10 protein-coding genes and 1 tRNA gene are annotated in these 5,276 nt (G+C 64.7%); 6 read left to right on the forward strand and 5 right to left on the reverse strand.

Going from position 1 to position 5,276, the window contains the following annotated elements; translation table 11 throughout:
- Positions 1-83 precede the first annotated feature (83 nt).
- The 4 genes from RTU05_RS16795 to RTU05_RS16810 are packed head-to-tail and all read left to right on the forward strand — an operon-like array spanning position 84 to position 1,589.
- Positions 84-527, forward strand: coding sequence for a hypothetical protein (locus RTU05_RS16795; protein ID WP_312599461.1), 444 nt, complete (start codon positions 84-86; stop codon positions 525-527).
- Between the two features lie 2 nt (positions 528-529).
- Positions 530-850: a hypothetical protein gene (locus RTU05_RS16800; protein WP_312599462.1), complete on the forward strand. Its 321-nt coding sequence runs from the start codon at positions 530-532 to the stop codon at positions 848-850.
- A 56-nt stretch (positions 851-906) separates the two neighbouring features.
- Positions 907-1,299, forward strand: a complete 393-nt coding sequence (locus RTU05_RS16805; RefSeq protein WP_312599463.1) for a hypothetical protein — start codon at positions 907-909, stop codon at positions 1,297-1,299.
- Positions 1,296-1,589, forward strand: coding sequence for a hypothetical protein (locus RTU05_RS16810; RefSeq protein WP_312599464.1), 294 nt, complete (start codon positions 1,296-1,298; stop codon positions 1,587-1,589). Before RTU05_RS16805 ends, RTU05_RS16810 begins: the two co-directional genes overlap by 4 nt.
- A gap of 155 nt (positions 1,590-1,744) precedes the next feature.
- On the opposite strand, the gene RTU05_RS16815 is transcribed toward RTU05_RS16810, so the two are convergent.
- Entirely contained in the window at positions 1,745-1,936 is a 192-nt protein-coding gene (locus RTU05_RS16815) for a hypothetical protein (RefSeq protein WP_312599465.1), read from the reverse strand.
- A 140-nt stretch (positions 1,937-2,076) separates the two neighbouring features.
- On the opposite strand from RTU05_RS16815, the gene RTU05_RS16820 reads away from it, so the two are divergent.
- The gene (locus RTU05_RS16820) at positions 2,077-2,673 is read left to right on the forward strand and encodes a peptidoglycan-binding domain-containing protein (RefSeq protein WP_312599466.1); all 597 of its coding nucleotides are present in this window, start codon (positions 2,077-2,079) and stop codon (positions 2,671-2,673) included.
- Positions 2,670-3,047 (forward strand): hypothetical protein, encoded by a 378-nt coding sequence (locus tag RTU05_RS16825; RefSeq protein ID WP_312599467.1) that lies wholly within the window; start codon positions 2,670-2,672, stop codon positions 3,045-3,047. The genes RTU05_RS16820 and RTU05_RS16825 overlap by 4 nt, the downstream gene beginning before the upstream one ends.
- Before the next feature lie 413 nt (positions 3,048-3,460).
- Here RTU05_RS16825 and RTU05_RS16830 read toward each other — a convergent pair whose 3' ends face one another.
- The 4 genes from RTU05_RS16830 to RTU05_RS16845 all read right to left on the reverse strand — a co-directional run bounded on the left by RTU05_RS16830 (position 3,461) and on the right by RTU05_RS16845 (position 5,155).
- A complete protein-coding gene (locus tag RTU05_RS16830) occupies positions 3,461-3,844 on the reverse strand; it encodes a hypothetical protein (RefSeq protein ID WP_312599468.1) in 384 nt (127 codons plus the stop codon).
- A gap of 223 nt (positions 3,845-4,067) precedes the next feature.
- A tRNA-Leu gene (locus RTU05_RS16835) sits at positions 4,068-4,152 on the reverse strand.
- A gap of 49 nt (positions 4,153-4,201) precedes the next feature.
- Complete coding sequence (locus RTU05_RS16840; RefSeq protein WP_312599469.1) at positions 4,202-4,564, reverse strand: hypothetical protein; 363 nt, start codon at positions 4,562-4,564, stop codon at positions 4,202-4,204.
- 75 nt (positions 4,565-4,639) lie between these two features.
- The gene (locus tag RTU05_RS16845) at positions 4,640-5,155 is read right to left on the reverse strand and encodes a DNA starvation/stationary phase protection protein (RefSeq protein WP_312599470.1); all 516 of its coding nucleotides are present in this window, start codon (positions 5,153-5,155) and stop codon (positions 4,640-4,642) included.
- Positions 5,156-5,276: the final 121 nt, after the last annotated feature.

A 5,276-nucleotide genomic window follows, 5' to 3' on the forward strand; every position in this document is an offset into this window, starting at 1 on the left:
ACGGCCCCAGCACCGATGGCCAAGGCACGGTCAGCGGGACGCTGAAGGCCACATATTATCCAAACTGAACATGAGAATAAGCCATGCCCAACGCCATCCTGACGAAACATGACGGCACGATCACCAGCATTCCGGCTGATAGCGTGATCGCCATCCTCTCGACCGCCCTGGACGAGCCGGACGCCAACCGACCGCAGCTGAAGTCCATCGTGATGTCGTCGTTCCGGGGGCAGGCCTCCGACTTCCTGGCGCACACCGCGATCGACGCCGCCGGCGAGATCGAGAAGGCGCGCACGATGAAGCGGGGCGCGCTGCGCAGAGCCGCCAAGCCTCGCGATTGGCTGGAACTGAGCGTCGGCGACGACATCACCCGTCTCCAGCCCGGATCTGTGCCCGGCTATGAGACCCTGAACGATCAGCGCCTACGCCTCTACTGGCAGCCGCCGAAAGGCGATCCGGTCCCGCTGGACGTCAACAACACCCTTGACAACCTCGCGCGTCTCGACGCCGACATCGAAGGAGCCTGATGATGGCGAAAACCCCCACCCCTGAAGAGATCGCCGCCGCCCGTCAGATGGTGGCTGAAGCGGATGCCGCCGCCGCCGCCGAACGCAAGGCCTCGGTGCTCGCCACGCTGACCCCGTTCACCGACGCCGGTCTGGGATCGACGGCGGAAGGCGGCGGAGTCGCCGCCCTGATCAGCGTCCTGCGCGCCAACTACACCAGTCTGGCGGAGATTGATCCCAACCTGCCGAACCTCGCTTTCAGCACGGCGCAGGTGCTGCAAACGCTGGACGATCGCATCCGCAGCCTCGCGGCCATGAATGCGACTGCTGCCGCGCAGCCTTGATCTTATCGAAGCCGCCCGACGGCTGTTCTACCACGGCCTGACTATCGGAGGGGCGGATGCCTGAACGTGCTCGCGACATTGTTGAGCTGGTGATTGCTGCTGGGGGCGGCGCCGGTCTCACCGGAATGTTCTCCTGGCTGAACGGCCGGAAGCCCGGCGAGGCTTCGATCCTCGCCGCTACAGCGCAGTTGCAAGAGGCGCTGAACAAGGCCGCTGAACATCAGATGTCAGGCCTGCGGGAAGAGGTGGCGAGCCTCAAGGCTGAGATCGTGGTGCTTCGGGGAGAGTTGGCCAACGAGGCCCAGCGTTCGAACAGCCTGGAGTCCATTTTGCGGCGCAATGGCTACGACCTGTCAGCAGCGACAGAGGCCGGCGCTTTCACGGTGATCGATCCAGGCAATCAGACCGCAACGATCACGCCTCCACGTCGGAGAGGAAAACGACCATGAAGCTCCCCATCGTCATCCGCATCCCGCCCATGCCGCAGACGACCACCATCCTGGCGCTCGGCTTCCTCGTCGGGTGCCTCGCCTATACGCCGATGATCGCCCTGGTCGGGAAACATATTGACGCCAGCTACCGCGACAGCGTCGAGACCATCGTCGGCCTGTTCAAGGACGGCATGCTGTTAATTCTAGGATTCTACTTCGCCAAGGTCGTGAACGCTGGCCAGCAGGACATGGCCAACCGAGCGATCGATGCGGCGGCGGCATCCCAGCCGCCTGACGCGAAGCCCTGACAAAGATCGACCCGCCCCGGAGCCTGCGCGGTTCGGAACGGGTCAAGTCGAGGGGCACGGCGTTTAGAGCGCCGCTGATCGGAGGTTGCGCGCAACTTCTGAAGAAAGTCTTCACGACTGCGGACCCAGTCGCGCCCGCCGTTCGCATCCTGCCCTTAGGCGAAAGTCTGGCTGATCAACTGGTCGGTCAGGTCGAGGTGGACTTCCAGAGCGGCGAGGGCTTCCGTTCGCGCTCGCTCTGCTGCGGCCCGATCACCTGCCGTCAGGTGCGCCCCGAACTCCGTGATCTTGGCGGCGACCAGCTGCTCCGCCCCCATGGCGCGCCGCTCCAGCGTCCCGTCATCCATTGCAACTCCCCCATCGCAGTAATGCGGCCCGGCCGATGATGTCCTCGCCCAACCGGGCCGCCTGACGCAGTTCGGGCATGAGCCGCGACCTCTGCGGCTTAGCTTCGAAAGCCAATTCCCACAATCTGGAGACTGACCTCATGGCTGTAATCAGCGATGACGCTTTCGTTCGCCTATTCCAGGAACGGTTCGGCCTGACGGTCGATGGCTGGGCCGGGCTCGACACCGTCGCCAAACTGGACGAACTGGCCCCGCCGAAGGTCGCCGACGCGGATGCGTCCGACATCCCCGATGACTACTGGCCCATGCTGTCGAAGATCGAAAGCGCGGACAGGCCCTATGTCCAGGCCGCGTCGTCCAGTGCTTCGGGCCTATATCAGTTCATCCGCTCGACCTGGCTGGGCGAGGGCGGGAAGTGGGGGCCCACCCTGCGTCCGGCCTTCGGCGGCCTGAAGCCGTCCGTCGAGGAACAGTTGGCGCGGGCCAAGACGTTCACCGCCAAGAACGCCGCCTATCTGCGCGGCAAGGGCATACCGATCAACAAGGCGTCGCTCTACGCCGCCCACTTCTTCGGCCCGGTCGTCGCCGCCCAGGTGATCGGCGCGGACGTGAACTCGCGGGCGGATCTGATCGCCGGCGTGGGCGCGACCAACGCCAACCCGTCGATCCTGAAGGGCAAGACCGTGGGCCAGTTCCTGACCTGGCTGCACGGCAAGACCGGGGACTGGGCGCGATGATCGTCCTCGCCTTAATCCGCCGCATCCCCGGCATGCTCAGCCCCAAGGGCTGGATCGCCGTCGTCCTTCTCGCCGGCTTCCTGCTGTTCGGGGCCTATTGCGCTCACAGGGCCGCACAGGGCGAGCGGGACCATCAGACCGCCATGAAAGCCAAGACCGAAGCGAAGGCCTCCAGCGCGCGGGAAACTGCCGCTGGCGAGCGCGCAACCGACACCACCATCATCAACGCCCGCGAAAAGGAACTCTCCGATGCGGTCAACTCGCTCCCTGATGCTGTCCCTAGCGCTCGCCGCGTCCGTCTCGCTTGCGAGCGGTTGCGCCACCAAGGCGCCGCAGAGCGCCTTTTACCCGAGCCCTGCCGATCTGGCGGTTGAGCCGAAGCCGGTCCTGGCGCCCGAGGCGATCTATTCAGAGGCTGCGCTCGACGCCTACGACATCGCCATCGAAGCGCGGGGTGATCGACTGGCGGCCCAGGTCGGGCGGCTTTGCCGGTTCTTCGACAAGATGGGGATGCGGGGGCTGGACTGTCCGCCGCCGCCGCGACCGGGCTAGGCGCCCTCGATAATATCGACCCCAGCGTTGAGCCTCGGCTCCGCTATCGAGGCCGCTCCGGGAGACCGGGGCGGCTTTCGTCTTATTCCGCTCACAGGAACCGATGGTCACTGATGGAGTTAACCGCAGCAGAGCCGGCTTATGAGGGTGGTGGCCCGGCAATATGCGCCACCCCGCTCGGTGGGCGGTCTATTACGTTCCCTGGGTGAGACCACCCGCCCCAAGCGCCCTCGGTTCATGCCGGGGGCGTTTTGCCGTTGAGGTCTTGTCCATAGACCGGCGCCGGCGGCGGTTTCCACTTCCCCATCTCAAGCCACCAACCCAGAGCCTTCAGCCGCTCATTCTCAGCTGCGGTGTAGTCCCACCATATCCTGTCCATGTCGGTGATCGTGTCGACTTGCCGTGGCCAGGTGCTCGTCTTGTCCATGAACCGAACCCGACCGGGACAGCCCTCGACGCGGCAGGCGGGCCGCCTGTTTGCCAGGGTGAAGTCTTCGCCCTTGGCGCGCGCCACAGCAGCAAGGTCCACGGGCCCGCCATGTTCGATCCGGACGACTTCGCACTCCCACCTGATCTTCGCGCCCCGCTCGATCATGGAGCCGACGGTTTCAGCGGTCATGGCGCCTGGAAGCGGCCGAGGCGCAGCAGTTCTTCAGTTGATAGGGGCTGGCCCATGACGTCCTCCGTCGCGCCACCGACGGGCTGGGTCATAGCTCAATGAGAACGGATGTGGAACAGACTGTGCCGCCACTGTGCCGCGATAGATGCGGCGTTCCTCGGATGTTCGCGGATTGATGCGGGTCAGCCAATCGACCGACCCGCCTCAAACACCCGTAAAACCTTGGTGCGGATGAGAGGACTCGAACCTCCACGCCTCTCGGCGCTGGAACCTAAATCCAGTGCGTCTACCAGTTCCGCCACATCCGCATTCAGGTAGGTCGTCGCCTCTAGAGGCTGGCGACCGTCAGGGCAAGGGTCAACGACGCCCCGCCACCAGTTCATTGCGGATATTGCGCCCCAGCGGATCGCGCGCCTGCCAGCTGTCGCCTACGTCCGCCTCCACTATCCGGCTGCAGAAGCGGGGCAGTATCTGGCGCGGGGCGAACTCGCTGAGACAGATTCGGCCGTTCTCGGCCGTCCATCGCGCGTTCAGCCGCCGCCCGTCCGAAAACTGCGACGTGTAACGGCCGTCAGGCTCGAAGAAATGCTTCACCCACTGCCCGTTGGGATAGTGGGAGACGATGGTGTTGCCAAAGGCGTTCGACATGCCCGCGCTGGCCGTAGACGCCGCCGCCAAGCCCGCCAGCGCCAATCCGCCGATCCAGATGCCGTGTTTCAACCCGTCCCTCCTGCGTTGTCCCCGGACACGACTATCGACGTTCCATAAGACAGCGCAAGCGGAACGGTTCCGCCGTCAGCCGTTGCCGCGACGCCCCGATTCGAACAGGAACCAGACGCGCTTCTCGCTTTCGTCGATCCAGTTCTCCAGCAGGCTGGCGGTGGCGATGTCGTTATGCTCGTCGCACAGGTCGTGCGCCTCGCGCATCCGGCCGATCAGTTCGCCGTTATCGTCGCGAAGCTCAGCCAGCATGTCCAGCGGATCGACATAGTCCGCATCGTTGTCGGCGACGCGCGATTCCCTGGCGATCTGGCCGATGGACCGCAGCGTCGTTCCGCCGATCTTGCGCGCCCGCTCGGCCATCGGATCCGTCATGGCCAGGATTTCCGCCGACTGTTCGTCCAGCATCAGGTGATAGTCGCGGAAATGCGGCCCCGACACGTGCCAGTGGAAGTTCTTGGTCTTGATGTAGAGCGCGAACGTATCGGCCAGCAACGCGGTCAACGCGGCGGAAATATCGCGCGTCGCCTCTTCCGACAGGCTGGTGGGCGTCCTCAACGGCTCCAGACGCTTCTCACGGGCGGTGACCATTCTCGTTCTCCTCAGCAACGGCTGCCGTCTAGCTAGGAAGCGGACAAGCCCAACGGAAGTGACGTGCCCTGAGAATTTCCTCCACGCGGAGCTAGAGTCCGGCCCTTGAAAGGACGGACGG

It is taken from the genome of Brevundimonas sp., assembly GCF_032017145.1.
GTDB lineage: Bacteria > Pseudomonadota > Alphaproteobacteria > Caulobacterales > Caulobacteraceae > Brevundimonas.